Genomic DNA, 25,052 nt, shown 5'->3' with positions numbered 1-25,052 from the left:
TGCTTTCAGGTTGGCATAATAAATAAGCGGGCTGCCCCAGTTGGAGCAGCCCGCTTATTGTTGTATTGTTTTTAGAAGGTAAGGTTACCGGCCCCCGAGCAAACCGCCGAGCAAGCCACCCATACCGCCGTTCATCAGGCCACCCAGCCCGCCACCGCCAGCACTGCGGGGCTGCGAGTTAGGCTGTCCGCCCAGGCCTCCCAGAATCGACATTAGGGAGCCCAAGCCCCCACTGCCCACGTGCGAGCCTTGCTGCGGATAATTGCCATAGGAGCTTTGCTGGCCCCCGCCGCCCATCATGCCGCCAAGGAGGCCACCGCCGAGCAGGCCCCCGAGCAAACCGCCCATGCCGCTTTGGGCCGCGCCCCCGAGCAGGCCCCCCATGGTACCACCACCGGTCATGCCGCCGAGCAGGCCACCGCCACCACCGGGCATTCCGCCGCCGCGGTTCATCACTCTGGAAATAACCATGGGAGCCACTACCCCGAGCAGGCCCGCCATCAGGGCTCCTTTAGGAATTCCTACGTTCGACAGCTTGTCGGAAATGCCGCCCAAAAAGCCTTGTTTGGCCGGGTCATTGGCATCGTGGGGTACGTGCGCAGCTTGGTCAACTACTTGTTCCAGAACCTGCTTTTGCTGCTGGTTGATGCCAAGGTAGGCGGCAATTTTGTTTACCATTTCCTCCTCCGTGTTGGAGTAAGCACCATCGGCGCGGGCAAAGCTGATCAGGTCGGTTACCAGGGAGAAACGCAGGTCGCTGGAGCGCAGGGCATCCAAGTTGCCTTTGATGCTTTCGTTAGAGGCGTCTTTGGCTGCGCTCAGTACCTGTTGGGTAGCGCCGCCGCTCAGGTTGGCCTGGTGGGCAAGTTGCTGCAGGAACTCTATTTCGGCGGCCGATGCTTCGCGGTCAGCAGAAGCGAGGCTAGCAATAACGCTCAGGTAAGCGGCTTTCTCTTGGTCGGAGTAGTTCTGCAGGAGTTGGGTATCGTTCATAACAGCAAGGAAAGTAGGTGGAAATAAACCAGCTACCCTTAACGCAAGCTCTTCGGATAGGTTAGCCCCGCCTCCTGTCCAGAAGCAACTAGCGCTTATCCGGGCCCAACCATCAATCGGCCACGCTTTTCACCTGACTCACAGATATTTACTCGGTGCGCCAGAGCTTGCACTACCCCAGTTTTAAAAATCAAAGTACTCGCCTGTTTGCGGCTGGGCTGGTTTTTTCACTGGTTTTTTTATCTCGAAACTGGGTTTTGCCACGGCGGCGGGGCCGATGGGAGCAGCCGTGGTTCTGGGGGCACTGCTTGCACTACTGGGCCGGGTGCCGGTGGCTGGCCCCGCCACAACCGGCGCGGTGGGCTCCCGGGCCGCCCGCTCGTAGCGAATGGTAAAGTCCCGCTCGTTGCCCTGAATAGCCAGGCGCAGCATAGGCCCTTCCGCCCCGGCCCGAACCTGGGGCAGCAGCCCAGGCAACAAGGGAATCCGAACGTGATAGTCCATTTGCTGATCAAATGTGTGGGTGCCCGTCACCCGAATCAGGGAGGCGGCTTTCACGTTAGACCGAATATCCATTTCGGGCACATACACAGTCCGGCTTTGCACGTAGAGGCGGTTTTGCAACTCGGCAAACCGCAAATGGCGCAGGGTGGCTCGGCTGGCTAAAAAGCTCAGCTTCTGCATGGGCTCGAAGTTAAGTAGCTCGCCCTGCCGGACGGTAGCGTGCACTTCCGCCTCCAGGCGGTCGGTAAGTGGGGTTAGATGCTGGTCGAAGTAAGAATCGACCTCGGCCGTCGCCGTAAGGCGGCCCCGCAAGTGGCGCTGGGTGATAAACTGCTGACCGAAATCCTCGAACACGTAGAACAAGCTGTCCAGCGGCACTTGCTGGCAGCCTACCACGGTACTGGCCTTCATAAGCTGGGGCTGGCGCACATCTACGCGGCCCTGTACGCTCACTTGGCCCCCGGCAGCGAGCAACGTTAGGCCAGGGGAAGTAAACACCCGGTCCTGTAGGTGTAACGTGCCGCGCAGGGTACGCCCCCGCAGCCGCCGAAAACGCAGCTGGGCAGCCGTCGTCTGCAGGTTGAGGGCAATACTGGCCGGTACGCGCAAGCCATCCCCTTTTGTAGTACTACCCTGTTTCTGGCCGGCAGATGGGGTAGCCACGGGCTGGTAGGCGTAGAGGAGCTGATTGAAATCCAAGAGGCGGCTGGCTACCACGGCCTCCAGCCGGAGGGGCTGACCGGGCTGGAGCAGCCACCGGGTTACGTTGCGCAGTGTGCCTCGGCCCCGAAAATCGGAGTTTCCCAGCTCCCCGCTCAGGGCAGGTACGGCCACATCCGAGCCCTGTAGCTGCAAGCGGCCGGTTAGGTGGGTGAAGGGCTGCCGAAAGTCGCGCAGCTGCAGGTACACGTCTCGCAGGGCTAATTCCCCACTAGCCTGAGCCGCAGTGGGCCGATGACGCAGGTCTTGCAGGCGTCCGTTCAACCGTAGCCGCACCGTGGCATTGCCGCGGGCCTGGCGCACGGTAGCAAGCGGGAAGAAACGCACCGCCCGGGCCACGTCTAACTCCGCCTGGGCCTGCAGCTGCACCCGGGGGTCGGCGAAATTGCGAATTTGCAGATTACCGCTGAAAGGCCGGCCACTAAGTTGCCCCCGCACATTGTTCAGGGTTAGCTCGGCGGTACGGGCGGCCTGGGAGCTTCCGTTGGTGAAAGCCCCGGTAAGGCTGACGTGGTCAATGGCCTGCTGGTAGCGGGGGTGGTAAAAAGAGGCTTCCTTGCAGCCAAACCGCACCGCTACCGTGGGGTTACGGGCGGCAGACAACTCGCCGCGCACCGTGCCCCCAAAATATACAGCGCCTCGGCTCCGGTAGCCCGCTAGCCGCTGGGCCAGGCGGGGCGGCAGTAGCGCCAGCACCGATTGCACATCAGCCCCGGTGGCCTCGCAGCGCACATCTAACACGGCCGCCCGCTGGTAATCAATGGTGCCCGCTACCGCGTAAGCGGCGGGTCCGATATGGATTTGGGAGGGTTCAATGGTCAGCTTCTGGCCGGGCCGGTCGATAACCAACGTTGTACTCACCGTCAGCTCTTTGCGCTGAAAGTACTCGTCATTTCCCAGGCGTAGGGCTGCCACCTGCGCTACCCCTTGGGCGGTAATATCCAAGCGGGCGTCGGTGATGCTTAAGGCCGCGCGCAGCTGTGGGGTGTGCAGGCTGAAGTGCTGATGCCGGCTGGCATCTTCGTACAGCACCCGCACCCGCTGCAGTTCAATACCTTCCAGCTCCATGCCGAAAGGTGAGGTAGCGGCGGGAGCGGTGGTATCAGGGCGCAGAACGTGGTAGTTGCCCCGGCCCTGGGCGTTGCGGCGCACCCGCACCTGCGCATCGGCCAGCGTAACGGCCCGGATGTGGTAGCGGCCGGCCAGCAGGTCCCAAGCATCAAAGGCGCAGTAGAGCCGCCGGGCCCGGGCCAGCTTCACGGTATCGGTAGGCTCGGAGCCGGCCACCACTACGTTGTGCAGGGTCACGGACAAGCGTGGAAACTGATCTAGCACTGATACCTCCAAGCGGCTGGCTTGCACGGGTACTTGCAGGCGCCGGTTCAGGGCCTGCACAAACAAGCCGATGATTCGATCCTGCCCCAACCACACGCCGCCTACCGCGCCAACCAGGAGCGCAAGCAAGGTTAAAAAAGAAATTTTGAGAAATCTGCTCACCGTGTTTACCTCCTGAAACTTCTGACTGGCAATCAGTTTCCCGCACAACGCGTACCAGACAGCAAAATTTCTTGACCCAAAGATGGGATAAAGTGTTGCGTATTCGAAAATGACCTCCCATATTTGCCATCCCAAACGGGATACGCCCAACGGGAGATTAGCTCAGCTGGTTCAGAGCATCTGCCTTACAAGCAGAGGGTCACTGGTTCGAACCCAGTATCTCCCACTTACTTTTTTACGCATACCCCTCGGGAGATTAGCTCAGCTGGTTCAGAGCATCTGCCTTACAAGCAGAGGGTCACTGGTTCGAACCCAGTATCTCCCACGAAAGGACAGTCCGTAACGGCTGTCCTTTTTTGTTTTGGTACAGGAGTGGCAACCATCCGGGTCGATAAAGTCCGCATCTTATCGATTTTCCGGCGGCAGGGTCAGCCGCTGGCGCAACCGGTGTCCCACTATTAGGGGAAATAAAAGCAGGGCCGGCTCGGCGAAGAACCGCCACCGAAAGCCCACGAAAAACACCAGGCTGATAGCCCAGGTAGCCAGCAGTGGCAGCAGCAACAGCCAGTCGCGGCTTTCGAAGCGCAGACCGCGGTAGTGCAGCACAGTAAGAGTCAGAGCCGCGAAAAAGGCCAAGTGCACTAGGGCCGTGAAGGGGTTCCAAGGAGTGCGGGGAGCATCGGCTACAAAGTTTTCCGGTGAAAAGAACAATGCCGTTTTCTTTATCCACAACCGAGCTTCTTTCAGTGGGTGTGCTGCTACCCATTGCCGAGCCAGTTGGGCACGAGCCTGGCTTTCTTGGTACTGATTTAACGAGTCGAGGTGAGGAATGGCGGCGCGGACGTACTGGTCGAAGGGGCCCGTGCGCTCGTCCCAGTCGAACATAAAGCGCCCCTGGGCTACCGGATTATGGCCCTGCAGCAGCTCGAAGCCCGCTTGATTGCTGAGCGTGTACGCCCCAAACTGCCGGTAATTTTTTAGCAGAATAGGCATGTGGCTCAGCACCAGCAGCACGAGCACAACGGCCCCAAGGCCCCAGGCCGCCCGGCGGGTAGCGGCTGGCACGGAGCGGCGCAGCATCAGCAGCAAGAATACGGCAAACAGGCTACCATACACGGCCAGCAAATAGCCCCGTAGTAGGCACGACAGCACCACGGCCGACGTAACCAAAGCTGCATCTGGCCAGTGCAGCGCCCGCCCGCCGTGCAGACGCAACAGCTTATACACCACCACAATCAGCAGGGGTAGCGTAATATTTTCAAACCACCAAAAGGCGCCCACATAATAGACTACCCCCGGCGAAATAGCCCAGAGCCCGGCCCCGGCCCACGCCACCCCGGGAGCTAGCCCAAAGTAGCGCAGGGTGCGCTGCACGTAGAGGCCGCCGAGCAGGTAGCAGCCAGCCGCCGCCGCGTACACCAGCAGGGTTAGGTAGTGGCGGGGCAGGCCTGCCTTGCTCCAGCCCATGTACACGAATACCGGAAAGCTGGCGTGGAAGGCATCGGGGCGCAGTTGCTGGCGCTCCGGGTCGAGGCTAACGTAGCCGCGGCCGGCTAGGTAGTTGTCGGCAATGCGGCCGTTGCGGCGCTCATCGTAGTTCCACTCCAGACCCGGATTCAGGCCCAGATTAAGCGCCAGACGAATAACCAGCAGCAAAACCGCCACGGGCCAGATAAAGCGAGGAATGGAGCGTAACACCAGCGGAGCAGAACGTGAGTTGGCAATGAATTGCCGAATTTAGCCGCGTTTTCTGCTTTCCTTGCCACTTCGTTTATGCCCATTTCCGTTCCGCCTCGCCTTCCTGCTTCCTCTGGCCCGTGGGCCCGGTGGGTAGTAGGAAGTTTCTTTGGGGTGCTGGTGTTGCTGGGCGTGGTTCTGCACCGCGACTATGGGGTAGGCTGGGATGAGCAGCTCGACCGATTGAACGGCATCATCAATGCCAAATATGTGGCTCTGCACCTGGCCCCGGAACTGGCCCGACGGCAGCCTACCTTCGCTGCAATTCCGGACATGCGCGAAAACTCGGACGCCGACCACGGGGTGCTGTATCAATTGCCGTTGGTGGTGCTGGAAAAAGTGGTGGGCACCGAGGATTCCCGGGACGTGTACTTTCTGCGCCACCTGGTTATCTGGCTAACCTGCGTGGCCGGCACCTACGCCCTGTACCGGGTAGCAGCGGGCTACCTCGGTAGCTGGCGCTGGGGGTTGCTTATTGCCGCGGCCCTGGTGCTTTCCCCGCGGCTGTTTGCCGAGTCGTTCTACAACTACAAGGACGTGGTGTTTCTGGGGTTTTTCACGTTGGGCATTGGCACGCTGCGGCGCTGGCTCCGGCAACCTACCGGATGGCACGCGGCCCTGCACGCCCTGGCCGTGGGGGCAGCCATTGATGTGCGCACCATGGGCGTGCTGCTGCTGGGCCTTACCATCGGGTTTGCGGGCTTGGAAGCCTGGTTTCGGCCCGACGTGCGGCAGCGGCTGGCTACTGGCCTTGCGCTGTTTGTTCCGCTGACGGCGGCTGTGGTAGTGCTGGGCTGGCCTTACCTCTGGGAACACCCGGCGGGCAACTTCTTGGCCGCCTTCCAGAGTTTCAGCCGCTACCGGGCCGAGATGCTGACCGTGTATCTGGGCCAGGAAATTTCTATTCAGCACCTGCCCTGGCACTACGCCCCTGTGTGGCTGCTGGTAACTACCCCCCTGCCCTACTCAGTACTATTCGGCGTGGGCGTAGGGGTAATAGCGTGGCGGGCCCTGCGCCGGCCCTGGGCGTGGCTGACCTCGACTATTGGCCGGGCCGATTTGCTGATGTTAGCTTGGTTTTTCGGGCCGTTGGGAGCTGTTATTCTGCTAAACTCCGTGCTGTATGATAGCTGGCGGCACCTGTACTTCATCTACCCGGCCTTTCTGCTGCTGGCGGGCCGAGGCCTACAAGCTGCGTGGAACTACTGGCGGGCTACCCCTACCTCTCGGGTGATAACGCGGCGACTGGGGTACGGGGCGGTGGGGCTGCTGACGCTGGGGCTAGCCCACACGGCCTTGCGCATGGTGCTCGATCATCCCTACCAGAACATGTACTACAGCTTTCTGCCTGGTCCCGTTGCCGGGCGCCTCTTCGAGCGGGATTATTGGGGCCTTTCGGGTCGGGAAGGATTGCAGTGGATCATGGACCACGACAGCAGCGCCACGGTGCCCGTAGCCACGGACCCGCGCACGGGCCTGATGCTGCACAATGCCCAGCTGTTGCTGCCCCCCGCCCAACGAGCCCGCCTACGCATGGTGCCCGTGGAGCAGGCCCGCTACTTTCTTACGACCTACCGTTGGCACCCGGCCGCTTACCCTAGCAGTTTGGGCCCGGAGGTATATTGCCGCCGCGTACGGGGCATCACCCTGGTTTCCGTTTTCCGAAGGCCCGGCCGGTAACATACGCTGCTGAAGCCGTCCTTCCCCTTATTCTGCTTTCTTTTCCATGCCCCTGCTTGAAGTTTCTTCCCCCCAGCACATTCGTCAGTTCCTGGATTTGCCCGCGCGCCTGTACCAGGATCAGCCCAGCTGGATTGCGCCCCTCGACCACGAAATAGAAGCCGTTTTCGACCCGCAGCGCAACCATAACTTCGCCCACGGTGAAGCCATCCGTTGGATTCTGACCAATGAGGCCGGCACGGTCATCGGGCGGGTTGCGGCCTTTATCAACCACGAAACACCCCAAACCGATCCAACTCTGCCCGTGGGCGGCATGGGCTTTTTTGAGTGCGTTAATGACCAGGCGGCGGCCAACGTGCTGTTCGAAGCGTGCCGGCAATGGTTAAGCCAGCGTGGCCTGCAAGCCATGGACGGTCCCATCAACTTCGGGGAGCGGGACCGGTACTGGGGCCTGCTAACGGCGGGCTTCACGGAGCCCAACTACGGCATGTTCTACCACTTGCCCTACTACCAGCAACTGTTTGAGCAGTACGGTTTTCAGGTATTCTTCAAGCAGTATACTTGCTACCGCGAGGTAGCCGCTCCCTTGCACGAGAGCTTTAGCCGGGCGGCGGTGAAATACGCTCAGCAGTATCCGGAGTTCCGCTTTCAGCACGCGCAAAAACGTGACGCCGAGAAGCTGGCCCAAGACTTTCACCACGTCTATAACCTGGCTTGGGCCAACCACAGCGGCGTTAATCCCATGTCCCTGGACAAGGCCCGGGCCTTGGTGAAGGAGATGAAGCCCGTAGTGGATGAGCGCCTGCTCTGGTTTGCCTACCACCACGACGAGCCCATTGCCTTCTTCGTGAGCCTGCCCGAGCTAAACCAAATTTTTAAGCACGTAGGCCGCAACTTCAACCTCTGGGGCAAGTTGCGTTTCCTGTGGGAAAAGCGGAAGTACGACCAGCGCTCCGACAAGAAAATGTTCGGCGTCATTTTCGGGGTGGTGCCGGAGTGGCAGGGCAAAGGCATTGAGTCGGCGCTGATGGTGCACGCCCGGGCCGAGTTTATGCGCGCCGGCTACACCGATATCGAAATGAACTGGATTGGCGACTTCAACCCTCGCATGCTGGCCGTTACCCGTTCCATCGGGGCCCGCATTCACAAAACCCACGTCACCTACCGCTACCTCTTCGACCGCGCCCGCCCCTTCGAGCGCAGCCCAATTATCCGGTAGGTGGTAAGGTTGTGAACTAGTGAATTCGTGAGTAATAATAAGCTCTAACACTCACCCTTAAGCCGTCATCCTTCGCAAGCGCAGGATGACAGATGGGTTTAACTAGTTCACCATTTCACCAACCTAATACTGTCTGAATTCCTTGTCCAGCTGCAGGACCTGCGGGATTAATAGATGATGGTCGTCGTTGTGGATGACGTAGTTGGCCCGGCGGATTTTTTCTTCCTCGCTGAGCTGCTTGCCGATGATGGTCAGGATATCATCGGGGGTGCGGTGCGGGTCGCGGTGGAGCACCCGGGCCTGACGAATTTCCAGGGGCGCAAATACGGTGATGATGCGGTCTAGCTGCTGATAGGCGCCGGACTCATACAGCAAGGCGGCTTCCTTGAGAAGGTAGGGGTAGCCAGCCGCTTGTTGGGCGGTGGCCCAGGCCTCAAAGTCGCGGCCTACGTGGGGGTGCACCAGGGCATTGAGGCGGGCCAGTTGGGTCGGGTCGGGAAAGGCTACGCGGGCCAGATACGTGCGGTTTAGCTGGCCCTGGGTATCGAACGTTTCGGAACCGAAGGCGGCCGTGAGTTCTTCTCGCAGCTGCGGGTGGTGCGCCATAACCCATTTAGCGCGAGCATCAGAATCATACACCGGAGCGCCTAGCACTTGAAACAGTCGGCATACCACGCTTTTCCCGGAGCCTATTCCGCCGGTAATCCCGATTTTCAGCATCATTTGCACTAATTGAAGTATACCGATTAGCCTTAGTGCTCGACCCGGTGCACCTGCACCCCGCGGGTGAGGACTAGGTAGCCCCGGGCCTGGGCCGGCTTCTCGGCCAGAAACGGACGCAGGCTGGAGTCTCGATTAGTGAACTGCCCGTAGTGTAGCTGCACCCGCACCTGCTTGCGCTGAAAGCCTACGGTATCCTCGGGGAAAAACTGCAGCCGCACCCGCACGGTAGCCGGCGAAAAGTGGTAAACGTGCCCCGCGGGGGCGTCCAGCAGCTCCGGCACCACCTCCACGGGCACCGTCACCACGGGCCGGCGTAGCAAGCGGACCCGTACGTCCTGCACGTTGGTGTGCACCAAGTCGGGCCCGCCAATGGGTACTCGAATATCTCCGGTGGAGGAGCCCGCGGGAGCCTGGGGCAGATGCACGGGGTAGGGACTAGGCAAGTAATTTACCTTACTGGCCGGGCCCCGAAATACCACGCTGGCGGGCTCAAATCGGGCATCATAGGGCAGCGCCGCCCCGTCGGTGGCCGGGCTCAGGGCCAGGGGCAGCCGCCGGCTCACTAGGCGGTCCAGCTCCACCCACAGCGTATCGGAGAGCAGGTAGTTGAATTGCAACCCTTCCATGGCCTGCTGCAGGGCCGGCCGAATGGCCCGGGTGGTGACGTAGCGGGTAGAGGCCGGGGCGCTTAGAGTCAGCTCGGCCGGTTTTACGTCCAGCATCAACTGGCGGCGCAGCAGCTTCCAGCCCCGGCCCGTCACGTTCACAGGTACCTCCTTGGGGAGGGGCTGCACTGGAATAAAGCGGCTGTTATCGTAGCGCCACGCCAGGGGGTAGGTAATGCGGGTGGTGTACGTCTTGTTCAGGGCGTTGAGCAGCCAGAACGTGCTGGCCACCAGAAAACACGCCGTAACGGCCCGCCAATAGCTTCGCTCCTGCCCGTAAAACGGGTTCATAAACCAGCGCAGCACACGGTCGGGACGGGCAGATGGCACGAGCAGCAGAATTAGGTCTTGAAACGAGTATCCCGAAGCAGGGCTCCTGCTCGCTCCAACCAGCAGATACTGGTGCAACAAGGTACTAACCTTGCCGCTTTGGTGCGAGCGAAACTTCTGCTTCGGGATGCCGGCCAGTAGATATTAAGCGGCGGGGGTAGCGTTTTTGCTGACTACCTCGCGGGCAATGGCTGAGCGGTCAAAGCGCAGACGCACTCCTTTGTCTACTTCCACCGTCACGGTGTCCTCGTTCACATCTACCACCCGGCCGTGCAACCCACCGATAGTCACCACATTGGCGCCCTTCGCTAGTGCCGCCCGAAACTTTTTGGCTTCGGCGGAACGGCGCTGCTGAGGCCGGATCATAAAGAAGTACATCACGACTACCATGGCCACGAGTGGCAGGTAGGAAATCAGGCCGCCGGAGGTAGGCGAGGCTTGGAGCAGAAGCGTGGCAAACATGAGCTGTAGCATCAGGAAGGAAAGAAAAACCTGTCATCGGCAGCAAACCCTGAAGCTTACTGCCGATGACAGGCTATTACGCAAACGCTGGATTAGCGCGTGGGACCGTTCTGGCCGTCGGAAAGGATGTTGGCCTTAATTACCACTTTCGTGATGCTAGGCTGGGTGTTGGCCTGAATGGCTACTTCCTTGTTCTGGATGCCGCTTTTGCCGTGCGAGTCAAACTGCACATCAATGGTGCCTTTGGCGCCGGGCGCAATGGGCTCCTTGGTCCAGTTGGGGGTAGTGCAGCCGCAGGAAGCCGTGGCGTTTTCAATCAGCAACGGCGACTTGCCGGTGTTGGTGAACTCGAAGGTGTGCTTTACCACGTCACCGGGCTTGATGTCGCCGAAATCGTGCTCAGCAACGGCAAAGTTCATGACCGGGGCGTTCGGGTTCGGGGCCTCCGTTTCGTTGGTTACGTTGGGGTTATCAACGACCGGGTTAGCTACCGCCTCGTTGGCGTTGGCGGCGGCGGCGTTCATGCCCTCGGCCCCAACCTCGGCCTTGTTGTTGTTACAAGCACCCAGCAGCAGCGCGCCGGAAAGCAGGAAAGCTGAAAACAGATTGCGTTTCATGTTGATCGGAAAAAGAAGCCAGCTTAGGTGTAAGCCAGCAGCTTAGTAGAAAGACGTTTATGGCCGTGAAAGTACGGCATTATTCGTTGCCGATTAAGGAACTGTCCTTCCGACCCAGGAGGAATCTGGGGTAGCATTACGTGAGTAACTTAGAATCCTCTCGCCGCTTGATGCGCGGCATGTCGGCAGGACAGTTCCTGCCTACTTGTTCAGATTATCGATGATGGCCTGGGCAAACTCGCTGGTGGAAGCGGAGCCGCCTAGGTCGCCGGTGCACTTCTCCTTGTTTTGCAGCGTCGTCTCCAGGGCCCGCTCGATGTTGTTGGCGTGCTCATGCTCGCCAATGTGGTGCAGCATCATCAGGGCCGAGCGCAGCAGGGCAGTGGGGTTGGCTTTGCCCTGACCGGCAATGTCGGGGGCCGAGCCGTGCACCGCTTCGAAAATGGCCATGTCGTCGCCGATGTTGGCACCCGACACTACCCCTAGCCCGCCCACGAGGCCGGCGCAGAGGTCGGAGAGGATGTCACCGAATAGATTGGTGGTTACAATCACATCGAACTGCTCCGGCTTGGTTACCAGCTGCATGCACATGTTGTCGATGATCTTGTCCTCATACTGAACCTGAGGAAACTCGCGAGCGGCCTCCTGGGCGGCATCCAGCATGATTTTGCCGGGCACCTTCAGAATGTTGGCCTTATGGGCCAGCGTTACCTTTTTGCGGCCGTGTTTGGCAGCGTAGGCGAAGGCGGCGCGGCAGATTTTGCGGGCACCCGTCACCGACACGCGGGCAATGGAGTCGCCGATGCCGTTGTGCTCGTCGAAGATTTCCAGGCCGGCGTACAGACCCTCGGTGTTTTCGCGGAACAGCACCAAGTCAATGCCCGCGTAACGCGTCTGGATGCCTTCAGTGGTTTTGGAGGGCCGCACGTTCTGGTACAGGTCGTACTTCTGGCGTAGCGTCACGTTGATAGAGCGGAAGCCTTTGCCGACGGGGGTCGTAATCGGGCCTTTTAGGGCTACTTTGTTTTTCTCCAGCGACGTGAGCAGAGCCTGCGGAATTAGCTCCCCCGACTGGTCGAAGGTGGTCTGGCCCGCGTTCTGCTCCTCCCACTGCACCGGCACCTGCGCCGCCGCGAAAATATCGGTTACTGCTTTCGTGATTTCGGGGCCAATGCCGTCGCCGGGGATGAGAGTGATGAGATGCATTCTATTGAGTTGGGGTTAATGGGCAATTTCAGATTGTGGGCCAACCAAGGGGTAGCGCTTTGGCCACATTATCAGCTAGCCAGCTAAGTCAGTTAAGCCTATGCGTCCTTCTTGGAAGTGTCAGCGGCCCGCATTGCTACACGTTCCGGGCACCCCACCATTGCACAAAGGTACCCATCCTGGGCGGTACTAAAAACGATGATGTGCTGATAAGCTGCCGGCAGGAATCTGCCTATCAGCTCATCAGCACATCGGGTACTCAGGGCATGGAGTTATACTGTTTTCCGGGAATTGATCTGGTTGATAAGCTGATCAACATCGCCCAGTAGTTGCTCGGCCTTGCTCTTGGCGTCTTGAATTACGCGCTGGCCTTCGCTCTTAGCAGAGCTAGGGCCCTGATCGGCGCGGCTAGTCACCAGATTTTCGGTTAGTTCAGCCAAAGTTTCGCGGTACTTTTCCAGCTGATAGCTCAGCCAGCTGCGCGTTTCGCGACCTTTTTCAGGTGCGTATAGTAGTCCGATAACGGCCCCGGTGAGGGCGCCGCCGGCAAAGCACAGAATGCCGGTAGTGGTTTTGCTACCCATGATGGAAAGAAATGAGTACGGAGGGTGAGAAGTAAAGACAGGGAGTACGGGTACGTACGTAGAACTCGGATGCAGGATATAGAAAAAAACGAATATTCGCTCTATTTTCGCCTCACAAGCCTACCCTATCGGCTTACTGGTTGTCCAGCAAGCCTCGGCCCGATTTGCGGATAGCGCCGCTAGCCGTCAGATCCTGCGCCAATTTATCCAGAATCCCGTTTACAAATTGCTTGCTCTTGGGCGTGGAGTACATCTTGCTGATTTCGATGTACTCGTTGATGGTCACTTTCACCGGAATAGCCCGGAACAGGTGCATCTCGCAGAGGGCCATTTTCAGCAGAATCTTGTCGGTCAGGGCTACGCGCTCCACGTCCCAGTTCTGCACCGACTCGGCAATCAGCTTCTCGTACTTCTCGTCGTCGGCCAGGGTCTGCTTGTACAGGCTTTCAGCAAACTCCTTGTCTTCCTGCCAGTTAGCGGACAGTGACATGAGTACTAGGTTTTCGTCGGCCGCCTCGTCGAGCATCTTGATGGTTTTCACCACCAGGTTTTTCACGATGGCGCGGTTTTCCTCCCAGTTCAGGTCGTCCTCCTCAATGTAGGCCGGCAGACTTTCGCCCTTGAACACGTAGGTTTTGTAGATGTGCTTGAGGATTTCCTGGTCCTGCTGGTAGTTACCGGCAGGGGCTGCCAGGTAGCTCAGCAGCTCCGGGTCCTGCTTCATCTCGTTGCGCCAAGCGTTGCGCAGGGCGTCCAGCTCGTCCTCGCCGTGCCACTTCAGGGAGCGGCGAATGGTCAGGTCCTGGAGCTGCAGGTTGTTGATGAGCTTCTCGATAACCGGATTCTCCTGCAGGCGTGTGGCATCGAGCAGGGGCTCCTTAGCAGCCGTAAACCGGCGCGAGTCGCGTACCTTTTCCTCCTCAATCACCTGAAGCAGAGCCTCCGGGATATTGAGCAAGTGAATGTACTGGTCGTGAATGCTCTCGGCGGCGTGCACCATCTGGCCTCCGTAGTAGGTAGCGTCCTTGGCTACGGCCTTCTGGTAGTATTTAATGGCCTCTTTCACGGCGTCGTTCACGTCCGCATCATCGGTAGGCTCCGGCTGCTCGGCGGTTTTGTGCCACTCCTTGAAAATGACCTCGGCCATTTTGCGCTGGCCCTGCAGTTGCTTGCGGTCCTGGGGCTCGGGCGAGTTCAAATCGGGCGCGAAGGCATCCGCAATCTGATCAAGGGCCAATAGAAAATCGGACCCGACGGCCTGATGGTAGGCGTACAGGGCCTGCATGACCTTGATGCGAAGCGTGCGACGGTTGAGCATGTTGTCGAAGATGGTGAAATGGTGAGATGGTGAATTGGTGAGTTGAGGTTTTGTCTGCGCAGGTCCGCGCCAGCGGAACGACAAACTCACCAGTTCACCATCTCACCATTTCCCTGCTAGTAAGTTGATTTAACCTTACCGATGGCTTTGATACGTTCCTCGGCCTGGCGGGTAGCGGCGGCTTGGGGGTGGCTACCTTCCTGGGTGGCGCGGTTCAGCACCTGGGTGGTAATGTCGTAGATGCGCTCCGTCTGGGTCATCACCGACTCGCGGTTGCCGCCCTGCACTTCGGAGCAGACGTTAATCAGGCCGCCGGCATTGATGAGGAAGTCGGGGGCATAGATGATGCCGCGCTCTACCAGGGCCGGACCGTGCACATTCTCGTCGGCCAGCTGGTTATTGGCGCAGCCGGCTACTACCTGGCACTTTAGGCGGCGTAGGGTGTCGTCGTTGAGGGTAGCTCCCAGGGCGCAGGGCGAGTAGATATCCACATCCTGGTCGTAGATTTCGTCCAGACCGACTACTTTGGCCCCGAAACGAGCCGCGGCTTCCAGAGCACGGTCCTCGTAGTAGTCAGTCAGCACCAGCTTAGCGCCTTCCTTCTGCAAGTACTCCAGCAGGTAGGTACCCACGTGGCCCACGCCCTGCACAGCAATGCGCTTGCCGGCCAGCGAGTCGGAGCCAAACGCCTTATTAGCAGCAGCTTTCATGCCCATGTAGGTGCCGTAGGCCGTAACCGGCGACGGGTCGCCGCTACCGCCCATGCTCTCGGGCAGGCCCGACACGTGCTTGGTTTCCATCCGAATGTATTCCATGTCCTTGGTGGTCATGTTCACATCCTCGGCCGTGATGTACTTGCCGTTCAGGTTTTGCACGAAGCGGCCGAACTTACGCAGCAGGGCCTCCGTCTTCATGGTTTTGGCGTCGCCGATGATGACGGCTTTGCCCCCACCCAGATTCAGGCCGGAAATAGCAGCCTTGTACGTCATACCGCGCGAGAGGCGTAGCACGTCGTTCAGGGCTTCGGCCTCCGAGGTGTAGTGCCACATGCGCGTGCCGCCCAAGGCAGGGCCCAGCACCGTGTTATGAATGCCAATGATGGCGCGCAGACCCGTCTCGTGGTCGTGGCAGAATACTACCTGCTCATGCTGGTGCTCGGCAATTTGCCCGAAGACCGACGTTTCGGTCAACACTTTCGTTTCTACCATACGTAGGGTGGAAAAAGAAATGGGGTGGGGTGGTTGTTGTACCTTTGCGGCAGCTCCTGCAGGGGAAATTCGCTTCGCATTTCGGTTAAACGAATGGCAACGCCCCGTGGCTATTTCCCCGTCGTTCAATGATCTACGCAGTTTGACTCTCCCCAGGGGCTCCCGCAATGCGGGTGCAAAAGTACTCCGATTTTCTGACTTCAACCATCAGCCAGCTGTCTTTTCCCGGGGAGCAGCGTGGTGGGCCCGAACCCATTAGGCTACCCAAAGAGGCCTAGGTAAAACCCTTTCGCAGCATTTTAACTTTCTAGTTGCCAACCTACTAGTTTTTGCGGGGTATGATTGAAAAGTTGGTGATAGTTTTTCCTTGCCCGTAGTTCCGAGCTTGCCGAAGAATCTGACGTGCTGGCTTCGGGAGTGACTTAGTTACCCTTGCAACGTTAGCCTACCAGATGCCTCGGCAAGCTCGCAAGGACGTTCTGTAATATTTTCCTTGCCTTCTACCCCTTAGCAACGGTCCGACGTTCTTCCTCGTCCTTGTACTTTCTAACTTCCCCTCGTGCGCGCCCTCTCTGCTACCAATACCTACCTGTTGCGTTACAAGTGGCACTTCCTCGGCGGGGTGCTTTTCGTGGCACTCAGCACGCTGCTAGCCATTTTTCCGGCCCAGATTGTACGCTACGCCTTTGACCTCGTTAGTGAAGGCATTGACCTCTACCACCTTTACGCCGGCACTCAGGCCCAAAGTAAGGTGTACGAATTGTTTGGGCGTAACGTGCTGCTCTACGGCGTGCTCATTCTGCTGATGGCCCTGCTGCGCGGCATCTTTCTGTTCTTCATGCGCCAGACGCTTATTGTGATGAGCCGGCACGTAGAAAACGACCAGAAAAACGAAATCTACCAGCATTACCAAAGCCTGCCCCTCTCCTTCTACCGCCGCCACAGCACCGGCGACTTAATGTCCAGGATATCCGAGGACGTAGGGCGGGTGCGCATGTACATCGGGCCGGCCCTGATGTACTTCATGCAGCTCGTGATTCTGTTTGTGCTCATCGTGCCGCTCATGCTCATGGTGAACGTGAAGCTGACGCTCTACACGCTATTGCCCCTACCCATCCTGAGCGTGAGCATCTTTTACGTTAACAACCTGATTGAGAAGAAGTCCGATGAGATTCAACGCTCCTTGGCTTCCATGACCACGTTTGTACAGGAGGCGTTTTCCGGGATTCGGGTGCTCAAATCCTTCGTGCGGGAAGAGGACTCGCACCGGCAGTTTGCCGAGGCCTCGGAGCACTACAAGCAGAAATCCTTGAGCCTGAACTTTGTGAACTCCCTGTTTTTCCCGCTGATTCTGTTTTTGGTGGGCATTAGCACCATTGTTACGGTGTGGCTGGGCGGGCAGGAAGTGATTCGCGGCACCATTACTACGGGCAGCATTGCCGAGTTCCTGATTTATGTGAACCTACTCACCTGGCCCGTTACGGCCCTGGGCTGGACCAGCTCCTTGGTGCAGCGCGCCGAGGCTTCCCAGGCCCGCATTAATGAGTTCATGCACCAGCAAACCGACATCGTTTCTCGGCAAAATCTGGAGTTGGAGTTGAAGGGGGACATCGTGTTTGAGCATGTCACTTTCACCTACCCCGATACGGGCATCCAGGCCTTACGTGACGTGTCGTTTCGCATCCGGCCGGGCCAGACGCTGGCCGTTATTGGCAATACTGGGGCCGGCAAAAGTACCGTCGCCGCCGTGCTCTCCCGCCTCTACGACGTAACCAGCGGCCGCATCCTGATTGACGGGGTAGATGTGCGCGACTTGTCGCTTCGCTCCCTGCGCAGCCAGATTGGGTACGTACCCCAAGATGTGTTCTTGTTCTCCGATTCCATCCGTAACAACATCAACTTTGGCCTTGATGCGCCTGATGAGGAGCGCATGCTCCAGGCCGCTAAGGATGCCAACGTGTACGAGAATATCCTGCGGTTTCCGGAAGGCTTCGATACGAAGGTTGGGGAGCGGGGCATCACTCTTTCCGGCGGCCAGAAACAACGCGTCAGCATTGCCCGGGCCCTGGTAAAAGAGCCCAAAATCCTGATTCTGGACGATGCTTTGTCGGCGGTGGATACCAATACGGAAAATGCTATTCTGGGGGCCCTCCAGCGCATTATGCACAACCGCACTAGCCTGATTATCTCCCACCGCGTGTCGTCGGTAAAGCTAGCCGACGAAATTCTGGTGCTCGATGACGGCCAGATTGTGCAGCACGGCACCCACGAGAACCTGATGCAGGACGACACCGGCCTGTACCGCGCCCTTTACGAACGGCAGCTCCAGAGCGAGGAAGCATAAACCTCCTGGCTAGCCCGGCACGCAAACGCCCCCTGCACCAGACGTGCAGGGGGCGTTTGCGTGATAAATAACAGCTAGGGGAAATTTACTGGCCGATAACAACCCGCTTCATGCCCCGCCGCTCACCCGAGGTGCACTGTACGATATAGGTGCCCTCCGGCAGTCTGCTTACGTCCAGCACCGCCGCATCATCCCCCGAAATCAAGTCGCGGGTAATAACGGGCCGGCCGTCAGTTCCATTGACCTCTACCCGGGTAGGACCGGTAGCGTTGGTGCGCACAGTCAGGCGCTTGGTCAGTGGATTGGCTTCGGCCCGGACTTTAAGCGCGTCGGTATTTGGGGTAGGGTCGGCTAGCTTGTCGGTGATAAGGGCTGGGGGTGCTACGACCGCAGATGCTACTGCTGCAGTAGGTGCCGGTTTGGTGGTTTGTGCCTGCGCCGGGTGCAACAGCATGAGCATGGCCAGCAGACAACCCAGAAAAGTAAAAGTTTTCATACGCGTTCCTAAACGAAGATGATGAACGATACGGTGATGATAAAGCGAGAAGGTGTTCTTCCAGCCGCAAGAGAACAGGCCAAGAACGTATGTGGCGGTACGGAGCAAGAAACGCGCCAGCCAACGGGGTTATTTTATTTTCAGCACCTGATTTCTGCAACTACCACACCACTAGCCTTCTGCCATGGCGCAGGACTCCCAAAGCTACGAAATACTGACTACAGGTAATAAATTTAGCGGGTAAAGCTTGCGTGGTAGCACCCAGCCTGCTTACATTTGTGCCATAATTCTATCGGGGTGTAGCGTAGCCTGGTATCGCGCCAGCATGGGGTGCTGGAGGTCGTAGGTTCGAATCCTGCCACTCCGACCGAAGAGTTAGTTGCTCGAAAAGCCTCTGGGAACCCCACCCGGAGGCTTTTTTCGGACAAAAGCATAAAGTAAATACCCGTGGTGCCCACTGGCACTAACCCTCGGGGTGTAGCGCAGCCCGGTAGCGCGCGTCGTTCGGGACGACGAGGCCGTAGGTTCGAATCCTGCCACCCCGACACAAGTACTCTCCTTAAAACCGCCCGCTGAACACTGGTTTAGCGGGCGGTTTTGCTTTGTTCTAAGTCCCAACCGCTTTAAAAGCAGAAAAGCCAGTTCTACCCACAGGGTAGACTGGCTTTTCTGCTTTTCAGGTTGTCTTACTTCACCACCGCCAACACCTCTGGCTCGCCCTTATCAGGGAAGCGCTCCAGGTAAATGTTCTGCAGGGTGAGCTTATTGGCCGCGGCGTACTCTTTGATGCCGGTATACAATTTATCCGGCGCGACTAGGAAACTGGCGTCTACGCGGGCATGCACCACCCGCTGACCAGCGGCAAAGGTGCGGTAGCGGTAGTTGGTGGGCAGTGTTTGTGAGGTGGTATCCGCCACAACAACCCCAACGAATACCTTGGCGGCATCACGCGAGCTTTCAGGGCTGTTATAGAAGATGTTGCCGAAGTCGCCGCGCAACTTTCCATCCTTGCGGTATTGGTAGGCGTCGCGGGTTAAGTTGCCGAAGGCTTCATCGTTGGCAGGACCTTCGTAGTAGCGGCCGGCCAGGTAGTAGGGCTTGGCCGTTGTTTCGAGGGTAATAACGGGCGCTTTGAAGCCGCCCATCTTCCAATATGCCACGGCGAAACCAGCGGCCAGTAACAAGGCTAAAGCCAGGAAAATTTTATTCATGCAATCCGAAAGGCAAAAAGTAGGAGAACCGCTGCAAAGGTAGCAGCCAAGGCACGCCAAGCGGCTTATTCTGCCGACAGCACGTCTTTGTACTGCATCTGGTAGAGGGTGGCGTAGAAACCTTGGTGCCGCAGCAGCTCCTCGTGCGTACCCGACTCTTGAATCTCCCCCTTGTCCAGCACGATAATTTGGTCGGCCTTTTGGATGGTGCTCAGGCGGTGAGCAATAACCAGGGAAGTCCGGCCCTGCATAAGCTTCTCAATGGCCTGCTGAATCAGTTCCTCGGTTTCGGAGTCGACGGAGGAGGTAGCCTCATCCAGAATGATAATGCGGGGCTGGTACACCATGGCCCGTACAAAGCTGATAAGCTGGCGCTGCCCCACCGACAGCGTGGCCCCGCGCTCCATCACCTGGTAGTCAAGGCCACCGGGCAGGCGCTCGATAAAGCGGCGGGCTCCTACTAAGTCCGCTGCTTCCCAAATTTGTTCATCGGTAATATCAGTTTTGCCCAGGGTGATATTGTCGCGGATGGCACCGGCGAAGAGGAACACATCCTGCAGCACTACTCCAATGTGGCGGCGCAGGTCCTTGAGGTCATACTCGCGCAGGTCGCGGCCATCGATGCGGATAGCGCCCTTATTGATTTCGTAGAAGCGGCTCAGCAGGTTGATGATGCTGGTTTTGCCCGCTCCGGTGGCACCTACAAACGCGTACGTCTGGCCGGCTTTGATGGAGAAGTTCACGTCGCGCAGCACCCATTCCTCATCGTTGTAGGCAAACCAGACGTGCTCAAAATCTACGTTGCCCCGCAGATCGGTAGGGATATAGGTACCGTTGTCGGCAATCAGCTCCTTACTGTCCAGCAGCTTCAGCAGGCGCTCAGTGCTTACCAGACCCAACTGCAGCGTATTGAACCGGTCGGCAATCTGACGGATGGGACGGAAGAACAGAGCGTTGTACATGATAAAGGCAATAAGTGCCCCTTTCGAAATAGTGCCCTCGATCTGCCCCTGAGCTGCATACCACACCAACAGCCCTACCCCAGCGGCGGCAAGCACCTCGGCCACGGGAAAGTAGATGCTGTAGTAGAGCACCGAGCGAATGTTGGCGCGAGTGTGCTCCTGGTTGATGGCCTTGAACTTGCGCAACTCCCGCTCCTCGTTGTTGAAAATCTGCACCACGTTCATGCCGGTGAGGTGCTCCTGCACAAAAGAGTTTAGGTTGGCTACTGCCGTCCGTACTTCCTGAAACGACTTTTTCACCTTCTCCTTGAAGACGTAGGTGCTGAACAGCAAGGGCGGAATTACCGAGAGGCTCACCAACGTTAGACGCCAATCGATGTAAAACATAAAGCTGACGATGAACACCAGCTGCAAAATGTCGCCAATCATTGCGGCCAACCCTTCGCTAAATACATCCGACAAAGTTTCTACATCGGATATATTGCGCGTCACGAGTACGCCAATCGGGGTCTTGTCGAAGAACTTCAGCCGCAGGTCCAGGATGTGCTTGTAGAGGTCCACCCGAATGTCGCGTACGATATATTGACCCAGCCAACCGCCAAAGTAAGTTTGCAAGTAGCTGACAATGGCGTGGGCTACCAGCAACACTAGCAGAAGTCCGAACATACGATTCAGCCCCGCCCAGTCGCCCTGCTCGATGGAGACGTCCACCATTTGCTGAATCAGGAAGGGCCGGAGCGTACCGAGTATAGCGGTGGCAACCGTCAGGAAAATTAGGAAGTAGAACACGCGCTGGTAGGGCCGCACGTACGCTACAAGCCGGCGCAACACTTGCCAATCGAAAATATTGCCGCTCTTAGTGGTCGTGGTAGCTTGCTCCATTGGGGTGGGTAGCGGTGGGAAAGATAAGTGGGTAACAAGGCAGCCGGCAGATTGTGAGATGCCTCAACACGGCCCGTATAAGGCAGTTAATAGGCTCTGGCAATGGACGTGCCTACACCCGGGAGAAGTACGGCAAACCGGTAGGTAACGCTGCAGCAGGCACCATATCGGCTGGATATTCTACTCGGCATAGAAATAACCCATTAGCCAGCGCTGCCCCGCTTGCGTGCACCCGGTTCAGGCTCCGAAACACTTCCCCAAACTCCTGCGGACTCATTTTTCCTCGCCCGACCGTTAAGAGCGTCCCAACCACCAGCCGGACCATGCCCCTAACAAAGCGGTTGGCTCTAATCCGGAAGGCCAGGCCGCCGGGCACCTCGTGCCACCCAGCCTCAAAGCAGGTGCAGAGGTAGTGTTTCTCGCTGCCCTTTACCTTGGAGAAGCTCGTGAAGTCGTGCGTACCCAGCAGCATAGCAGCTGCCTCGTTCATAGCGGCGAGGTCGGGGGCACGGTCTAGGTAAAGGCTGAAGGTAGGCGCGAAAGGGTCCGGCACGGTACGCACGTGGTACTCGTAGGTACGTGCTACGGCATCAAAGCGGGCGTGAGCCTTATCAGGTACTTCATGAACCAGTTGGGCCCGAATGTCGCGGGGTAGTGCCCGGTTCAGCCGGTACAGGAAGGTAGGCAGGTCAAGCCCTAACGGCAGTTCGGCATCAAAATGCGCAACCTGGTGGCTGGCGTGCACGCCGGAATCAGTGCGGCCACTTCCTAGGCAGTACACGGGCTGCCGCAATACCTGCGACAGGCAGCGGTCCAATTCCTGCTGCACCGTGAGGGTACGCGGTTGAATCTGCCAGCCGTGATATTGAGTGCCGTCGTAGGCTAAGTGAAGGAAGTAGCGCACGTAGTATAGCAGAAAAGAAAAGTGAGGCTACCTGTCGGCGAGCATAGAAAGGCATCAACTAACAACTAGTCAGGCAGCCGCAGTCTGCAAGGCATACAGCGGCCGGAGAGCAGTTGCAGCTACTGGTTGCCCCATTACGCTCAGGTCAACCAGTAGCCGATTTCTGCCGAACGCCGCCGGGCTTTCGCGGCACACAGGCGCGCAACAGCGGCCCTGCTGTGAGTAGGGCAACAGCTGGAGTGACTAGGCAAGAAGCAGTGGTGGCAACGCAAGCCCAGGCAGTTGGAAAAAGCCGCTGCAGCTCTAGAGCTTCTCGTAGATAACAGCGGCGCCCTGGCCTACACCCACGCACATAGTTGCCAGTCCGTACCGCACATTTTCCCGGCGTTGCATTTCATGCAAGAGGGTAGCCGTGATGCGGGAGCCACTAGCGCCAAGCGGATGCCCAATAGCAATAGAGCCACCGTTCACATTCACTTTTTCGCTATCCAAGTCCAGGTCCCGGATGCACGCAATTGTCTGTGCGGCAAAAGCCTCGTTAAGCTCAATTAAATCGATGTCGTTGAGTGTTAAGCCCGCCCGCTGCAGCACCTTTTGGGTAGCAGGCACGGGTCCTAGGCCCATGTAAGCCGGATCAACCCCTGCCACGGCCGAAGCCACTACCCGCGCTATCGGCTTCAGGTTGTAACGCTTCAGCGCATCTTCCCCGACTAGCAAAACGGCGGCAGCTCCATCATTGATGCCAGCGGAATTACCAGCCGTGACGGTGCCATCTACCTGAAACGCGGGTTTCAGCGTAGCCAGTTTTTCCAGGCTAGAAAGCCGAGGCGGCTCGTCTTGATCAAACAAGGCCGTGTCGCCCTTTGGCTGCGGAATGAAGACGGGCACAATTTCCCGCCGGAACCTGCCTTTCTCAAAAGCGCGCTGGTACTTGCGCTGGGAGTTAAACGAATATTGGTCTTGCTCCTCCCGGCTCACGTTGTACTTGCGCGCAACATTCTCCGCCGTTTCGCCCATAGCGTAAGGATGGTGCATCTTTGCCAGCTTGGGATTCACGAAACGCCACCCCAGGGTAGTATCGTGCGCAGTGAAGTCTCGGGCAAAAGCTGTAGCCGACTTAGCTACCACAAACGGCGCCCGCGTCATGCTTTCGGCCCCACCGGCCAAATACACGTCTCCCTCCCCAGCCCGAATAGCCCGAGAAGCGTCCATAATGCTTTGTAAACCAGAAGCACACAGGCGGTTGATTGTAACACCTGGCACCGTAATGGGCAGCCCGGCCAGCAACGCGGCCATACGAGCTACATTTCGGTTGTCTTCTCCCGCTTGGTTTGCGGCGCCAAACAGAACGTCTTCAATGGCATTCTTATCAAGAGAAGAATTACGGCGCAGTAGTTCTCGCAATACATGCGCGGCCATATCGTCGGGGCGGACGCTACTTAGAGCGCCACCAAATTTACCAATCGGAGTGCGGACGGCGTCCACAATGTAAGCAGTAGGCATTGTCTGTAATGCGGTTATTCCGGCCGTTGTTGGCTACTTTTGCGGGCCTGATAGGCACCTATTTAAGAGCCGAACTCTCAAAACACAAAGATGATACAAAGAATCCAAAGCGTATTCCTTCTGCTGCTTGCCTTGGCAATGCTCAGCGTACTGTTTCTACCAATCTGGAGCAAGACTGACCCCAGCAGTCAGCAAACAGTCGTATTAACAGCTACCTCCCTCAGCTTTGCGAATCCCAGCCCAAACTCAGTGGGCTCTACTACTACGTGGCCCATTGCGGCATTGGCAGCTATATCTGCAGCTGTTGCTCTCTTTGAAATAGCTCAGTACCGTAACCGTTTCAATCAATTGAAGCTGGGCATGCTAAACTTCCTTTTGATTGTAGGCACTATCGGAGCTGGCTTTTACTATTCTGGGGTTGGGGAGCGGATGGTGAATATTAAAGTACCTGGTGCATTCGAAGCAGGCTTTTACTTGCCAACCCTAGCCCTACTACTAAATCTGCTTGCTAACCGCTTCATTCGCCGCGATGAACAGCTAGTACGTAGTATGGACCGTCTCCGCTAACACCCAAGCTTCGCTAGAATACATAGCCCTTGCTCTTCTCCGAGTAAGGGCTTTTCATTGTTCATTGTTAACCATTTCTAAGGTTATCAAAATAGAATTACCCGTGACAGAAAACCCACTTCTGGTAGCAGCAAGAAGATTAGCAGTCAAGGCCATATGCGCTAGACTAACATAGATTTTTAGGCCGGTGTGCCTGTTTACAGCAAATACCGTTGTCAACTATATTACTGAGCAAGGCGAGTAATTATACACCCAATAGGCTTCATCTACCGCCCAAGTCAAAGGCACAATACAAATGGCCATTTCCACCCGGATCCATCTGCTATTTGCTTCAACTATTAGAAACCGTTAATAGCTAGCTTGACGGCTTTCCTTACAGAGTCGATGGCGAAGTATTTCGCTTACTAACAATACTGAACTACTGAACGGCCTAAGGCAAGTACCCCGCCTCTTCCTCTCTACCGGGCGAAGGGAGGCATAAGGGGAGCAGAGGAGTAAGGGGGATAACGCACGTCGGCCCCCCGCAGCACGAAGTCGCGGGGGGCCGAGGCACATAAATGATAAGGTTGGCGGCGACCGACTCTCCCGCCGGTGAAGGCAGTACCATAGGCGCTCCGGGGCTTAACGACTCTGTTCGGAATGGGAAGAGGTGAACACCCGGGCTAAAGCCACCATTATCAAGCCAGCATCCTGTCCACCGAAGCGGACAAGGGCTGTCGT

The 25,052-nt window shown here is 57.8% G+C and carries 20 protein-coding genes, 4 tRNA genes and 1 rRNA gene; 8 read left to right on the top strand and 17 right to left on the bottom strand.

Going from position 1 to position 25,052, the window contains the following annotated elements; translation table 11 throughout:
- Positions 1-84: 84 nt before the first annotated feature.
- Both MWH26_RS18540 and MWH26_RS18535 read right to left on the bottom strand, forming a co-directional pair.
- Positions 85-993, bottom strand: coding sequence for a TerB family tellurite resistance protein (locus MWH26_RS18540; RefSeq protein ID WP_247975432.1), 909 nt, complete (start codon positions 991-993; stop codon positions 85-87).
- A gap of 183 nt (positions 994-1,176) precedes the next feature.
- Positions 1,177-3,681, bottom strand: a complete 2,505-nt coding sequence (locus MWH26_RS18535; RefSeq protein ID WP_247975431.1) for an AsmA-like C-terminal region-containing protein — start codon at positions 3,679-3,681, stop codon at positions 1,177-1,179.
- A 184-nt stretch (positions 3,682-3,865) separates the two neighbouring features.
- Between MWH26_RS18535 and MWH26_RS18530 the strand changes: the two genes are divergently transcribed.
- Both MWH26_RS18530 and MWH26_RS18525 read left to right on the top strand, forming a co-directional pair.
- Positions 3,866-3,940: transfer RNA gene (locus tag MWH26_RS18530), tRNA-Val, on the top strand.
- 24 nt (positions 3,941-3,964) lie between these two features.
- A tRNA-Val gene (locus tag MWH26_RS18525) sits at positions 3,965-4,039 on the top strand.
- A gap of 80 nt (positions 4,040-4,119) precedes the next feature.
- Here the strand turns inward: MWH26_RS18525 and MWH26_RS18520 are convergent.
- A complete protein-coding gene (locus tag MWH26_RS18520) occupies positions 4,120-5,412 on the bottom strand; it encodes a hypothetical protein (protein ID WP_247975430.1) in 1,293 nt (430 codons plus the stop codon).
- Between the two features lie 75 nt (positions 5,413-5,487).
- Between MWH26_RS18520 and MWH26_RS18515 the strand changes: the two genes are divergently transcribed.
- Positions 5,488-7,131, top strand: coding sequence for a hypothetical protein (locus MWH26_RS18515; RefSeq protein ID WP_247975429.1), 1,644 nt, complete (start codon positions 5,488-5,490; stop codon positions 7,129-7,131).
- A gap of 46 nt (positions 7,132-7,177) precedes the next feature.
- The gene (locus tag MWH26_RS18510) at positions 7,178-8,350 is read left to right on the top strand and encodes a GNAT family N-acetyltransferase (RefSeq protein WP_247975428.1); all 1,173 of its coding nucleotides are present in this window, start codon (positions 7,178-7,180) and stop codon (positions 8,348-8,350) included.
- Positions 8,351-8,473: 123 nt separating this feature from the next.
- Here the strand turns inward: MWH26_RS18510 and coaE are convergent, their stop codons facing one another.
- The 8 genes from coaE to MWH26_RS18470 all read right to left on the bottom strand — a co-directional run bounded on the left by coaE (position 8,474) and on the right by MWH26_RS18470 (position 15,463).
- On the bottom strand, positions 8,474-9,070 hold the full coding sequence (gene coaE / locus MWH26_RS18505; protein ID WP_247977106.1) for a dephospho-CoA kinase: 597 nt from the start codon (positions 9,068-9,070) through the stop codon (positions 8,474-8,476).
- 32 nt (positions 9,071-9,102) lie between these two features.
- Positions 9,103-10,068 (bottom strand): YbbR-like domain-containing protein, encoded by a 966-nt coding sequence (locus MWH26_RS18500; RefSeq protein ID WP_247975427.1) that lies wholly within the window; start codon positions 10,066-10,068, stop codon positions 9,103-9,105.
- A 144-nt stretch (positions 10,069-10,212) separates the two neighbouring features.
- The gene (yajC, locus tag MWH26_RS18495) at positions 10,213-10,542 is read right to left on the bottom strand and encodes a preprotein translocase subunit YajC (protein WP_247975426.1); all 330 of its coding nucleotides are present in this window, start codon (positions 10,540-10,542) and stop codon (positions 10,213-10,215) included.
- A gap of 80 nt (positions 10,543-10,622) precedes the next feature.
- Positions 10,623-11,147 carry a DUF1573 domain-containing protein gene (locus MWH26_RS18490; protein ID WP_244694353.1) on the bottom strand — a complete coding sequence of 175 codons (525 nt, stop codon included), beginning with the start codon at positions 11,145-11,147 and terminating at the stop codon, positions 10,623-10,625.
- 201 nt (positions 11,148-11,348) lie between these two features.
- A complete protein-coding gene (locus tag MWH26_RS18485) occupies positions 11,349-12,353 on the bottom strand; it encodes an isocitrate/isopropylmalate dehydrogenase family protein (protein WP_247975425.1) in 1,005 nt (334 codons plus the stop codon).
- Positions 12,354-12,625: 272 nt separating this feature from the next.
- Entirely contained in the window at positions 12,626-12,937 is a 312-nt protein-coding gene (locus MWH26_RS18480; RefSeq protein WP_188557732.1) for a YtxH domain-containing protein, read from the bottom strand.
- A 133-nt stretch (positions 12,938-13,070) separates the two neighbouring features.
- On the bottom strand, positions 13,071-14,255 hold the full coding sequence (gene nusB, locus MWH26_RS18475; protein ID WP_247975424.1) for a transcription antitermination factor NusB: 1,185 nt from the start codon (positions 14,253-14,255) through the stop codon (positions 13,071-13,073).
- Positions 14,256-14,371: 116 nt separating this feature from the next.
- Positions 14,372-15,463 (bottom strand): Glu/Leu/Phe/Val dehydrogenase dimerization domain-containing protein, encoded by a 1,092-nt coding sequence (locus MWH26_RS18470; protein ID WP_247975423.1) that lies wholly within the window; start codon positions 15,461-15,463, stop codon positions 14,372-14,374.
- Between the two features lie 559 nt (positions 15,464-16,022).
- On the opposite strand from MWH26_RS18470, the gene MWH26_RS18465 reads away from it, so the two are divergent.
- Positions 16,023-17,807 carry an ABC transporter ATP-binding protein gene (locus tag MWH26_RS18465; protein ID WP_244694351.1) on the top strand — a complete coding sequence of 595 codons (1,785 nt, stop codon included), beginning with the start codon at positions 16,023-16,025 and terminating at the stop codon, positions 17,805-17,807.
- An 85-nt stretch (positions 17,808-17,892) separates the two neighbouring features.
- On the opposite strand, the gene MWH26_RS18460 is transcribed toward MWH26_RS18465, so the two are convergent.
- Complete coding sequence (locus tag MWH26_RS18460; RefSeq protein WP_247975422.1) at positions 17,893-18,303, bottom strand: T9SS type A sorting domain-containing protein; 411 nt, start codon at positions 18,301-18,303, stop codon at positions 17,893-17,895.
- A gap of 293 nt (positions 18,304-18,596) precedes the next feature.
- Between MWH26_RS18460 and MWH26_RS18455 the strand changes: the two genes are divergently transcribed.
- Together MWH26_RS18455 and MWH26_RS18450 are read left to right on the top strand one after the other, a co-directional pair.
- A tRNA-Pro gene (locus MWH26_RS18455) sits at positions 18,597-18,670 on the top strand.
- A gap of 104 nt (positions 18,671-18,774) precedes the next feature.
- Positions 18,775-18,848, top strand: a tRNA-Pro gene (locus MWH26_RS18450).
- Between the two features lie 141 nt (positions 18,849-18,989).
- Here MWH26_RS18450 and MWH26_RS18445 read toward each other — a convergent pair.
- From MWH26_RS18445 to MWH26_RS18430, 4 genes are all read right to left on the bottom strand, one after another.
- Complete coding sequence (locus tag MWH26_RS18445) at positions 18,990-19,514, bottom strand: hypothetical protein (RefSeq protein WP_244694349.1); 525 nt, start codon at positions 19,512-19,514, stop codon at positions 18,990-18,992.
- 65 nt (positions 19,515-19,579) lie between these two features.
- Entirely contained in the window at positions 19,580-21,358 is a 1,779-nt protein-coding gene (locus MWH26_RS18440) for an ABC transporter ATP-binding protein (protein ID WP_247975421.1), read from the bottom strand.
- A 112-nt stretch (positions 21,359-21,470) separates the two neighbouring features.
- The gene (gene truA, locus MWH26_RS18435) at positions 21,471-22,262 is read right to left on the bottom strand and encodes a tRNA pseudouridine(38-40) synthase TruA (RefSeq protein ID WP_247975420.1); all 792 of its coding nucleotides are present in this window, start codon (positions 22,260-22,262) and stop codon (positions 21,471-21,473) included.
- Positions 22,263-22,565: 303 nt separating this feature from the next.
- Entirely contained in the window at positions 22,566-23,765 is a 1,200-nt protein-coding gene (locus tag MWH26_RS18430; protein WP_247975419.1) for a thiolase family protein, read from the bottom strand.
- Positions 23,766-23,855: 90 nt separating this feature from the next.
- Here MWH26_RS18430 and MWH26_RS18425 point away from each other — a divergent pair, with 90 nt between their 5' ends.
- A complete protein-coding gene (locus MWH26_RS18425; protein ID WP_247975418.1) occupies positions 23,856-24,332 on the top strand; it encodes a DUF4293 domain-containing protein in 477 nt (158 codons plus the stop codon).
- 564 nt (positions 24,333-24,896) lie between these two features.
- Here MWH26_RS18425 and rrf read toward each other — a convergent pair.
- Positions 24,897-25,008 (bottom strand): 5S ribosomal RNA (gene rrf / locus MWH26_RS18420).
- Between the last annotated feature and the right edge of the window lie 44 nt (positions 25,009-25,052).

Source organism: Hymenobacter sublimis, assembly GCF_023101345.1.
GTDB lineage: Bacteria > Bacteroidota > Bacteroidia > Cytophagales > Hymenobacteraceae > Hymenobacter > Hymenobacter sublimis.
This window is presented reverse-complemented; position numbering and strand designations above follow the sequence as displayed.

Bases quoted from the DNA above. Each gene is read 5' to 3' on its own strand.
- MWH26_RS18485 (WP_247975425.1), bottom strand. From the start codon at position 12,353: ATGCATCTCATCACTCTCATCCCCGGCGACGGCATTGGCCCCGAAATC.
- MWH26_RS18460 (WP_247975422.1), bottom strand. From the start codon at position 18,303: ATGAAAACTTTTACTTTTCTGGGTTGTCTGCTGGCCATGCTCATGCTG.
- MWH26_RS18430 (WP_247975419.1), bottom strand. From the start codon at position 23,765: ATGCCTACTGCTTACATTGTGGACGCCGTCCGCACTCCGATTGGTAAA.
- MWH26_RS18480 (WP_188557732.1), bottom strand. From the start codon at position 12,937: ATGGGTAGCAAAACCACTACCGGCATTCTGTGCTTTGCCGGCGGCGCC.
- MWH26_RS18470 (WP_247975423.1), bottom strand. From the start codon at position 15,463: ATGGTAGAAACGAAAGTGTTGACCGAAACGTCGGTCTTCGGGCAAATT.
- MWH26_RS18445 (WP_244694349.1), bottom strand. From the start codon at position 19,514: ATGAATAAAATTTTCCTGGCTTTAGCCTTGTTACTGGCCGCTGGTTTC.
- MWH26_RS18510 (WP_247975428.1), top strand. From the start codon at position 7,178: ATGCCCCTGCTTGAAGTTTCTTCCCCCCAGCACATTCGTCAGTTCCTG.
- nusB (WP_247975424.1), bottom strand. From the start codon at position 14,255: ATGCTCAACCGTCGCACGCTTCGCATCAAGGTCATGCAGGCCCTGTAC.
- MWH26_RS18540 (WP_247975432.1), bottom strand. From the start codon at position 993: ATGAACGATACCCAACTCCTGCAGAACTACTCCGACCAAGAGAAAGCC.
- MWH26_RS18515 (WP_247975429.1), top strand. From the start codon at position 5,488: ATGCCCATTTCCGTTCCGCCTCGCCTTCCTGCTTCCTCTGGCCCGTGG.
- MWH26_RS18490 (WP_244694353.1), bottom strand. From the start codon at position 11,147: ATGAAACGCAATCTGTTTTCAGCTTTCCTGCTTTCCGGCGCGCTGCTG.
- MWH26_RS18440 (WP_247975421.1), bottom strand. From the start codon at position 21,358: ATGGAGCAAGCTACCACGACCACTAAGAGCGGCAATATTTTCGATTGG.
- MWH26_RS18425 (WP_247975418.1), top strand. From the start codon at position 23,856: ATGATACAAAGAATCCAAAGCGTATTCCTTCTGCTGCTTGCCTTGGCA.
- coaE (WP_247977106.1), bottom strand. From the start codon at position 9,070: ATGCTGAAAATCGGGATTACCGGCGGAATAGGCTCCGGGAAAAGCGTG.
- yajC (WP_247975426.1), bottom strand. From the start codon at position 10,542: ATGCTACAGCTCATGTTTGCCACGCTTCTGCTCCAAGCCTCGCCTACC.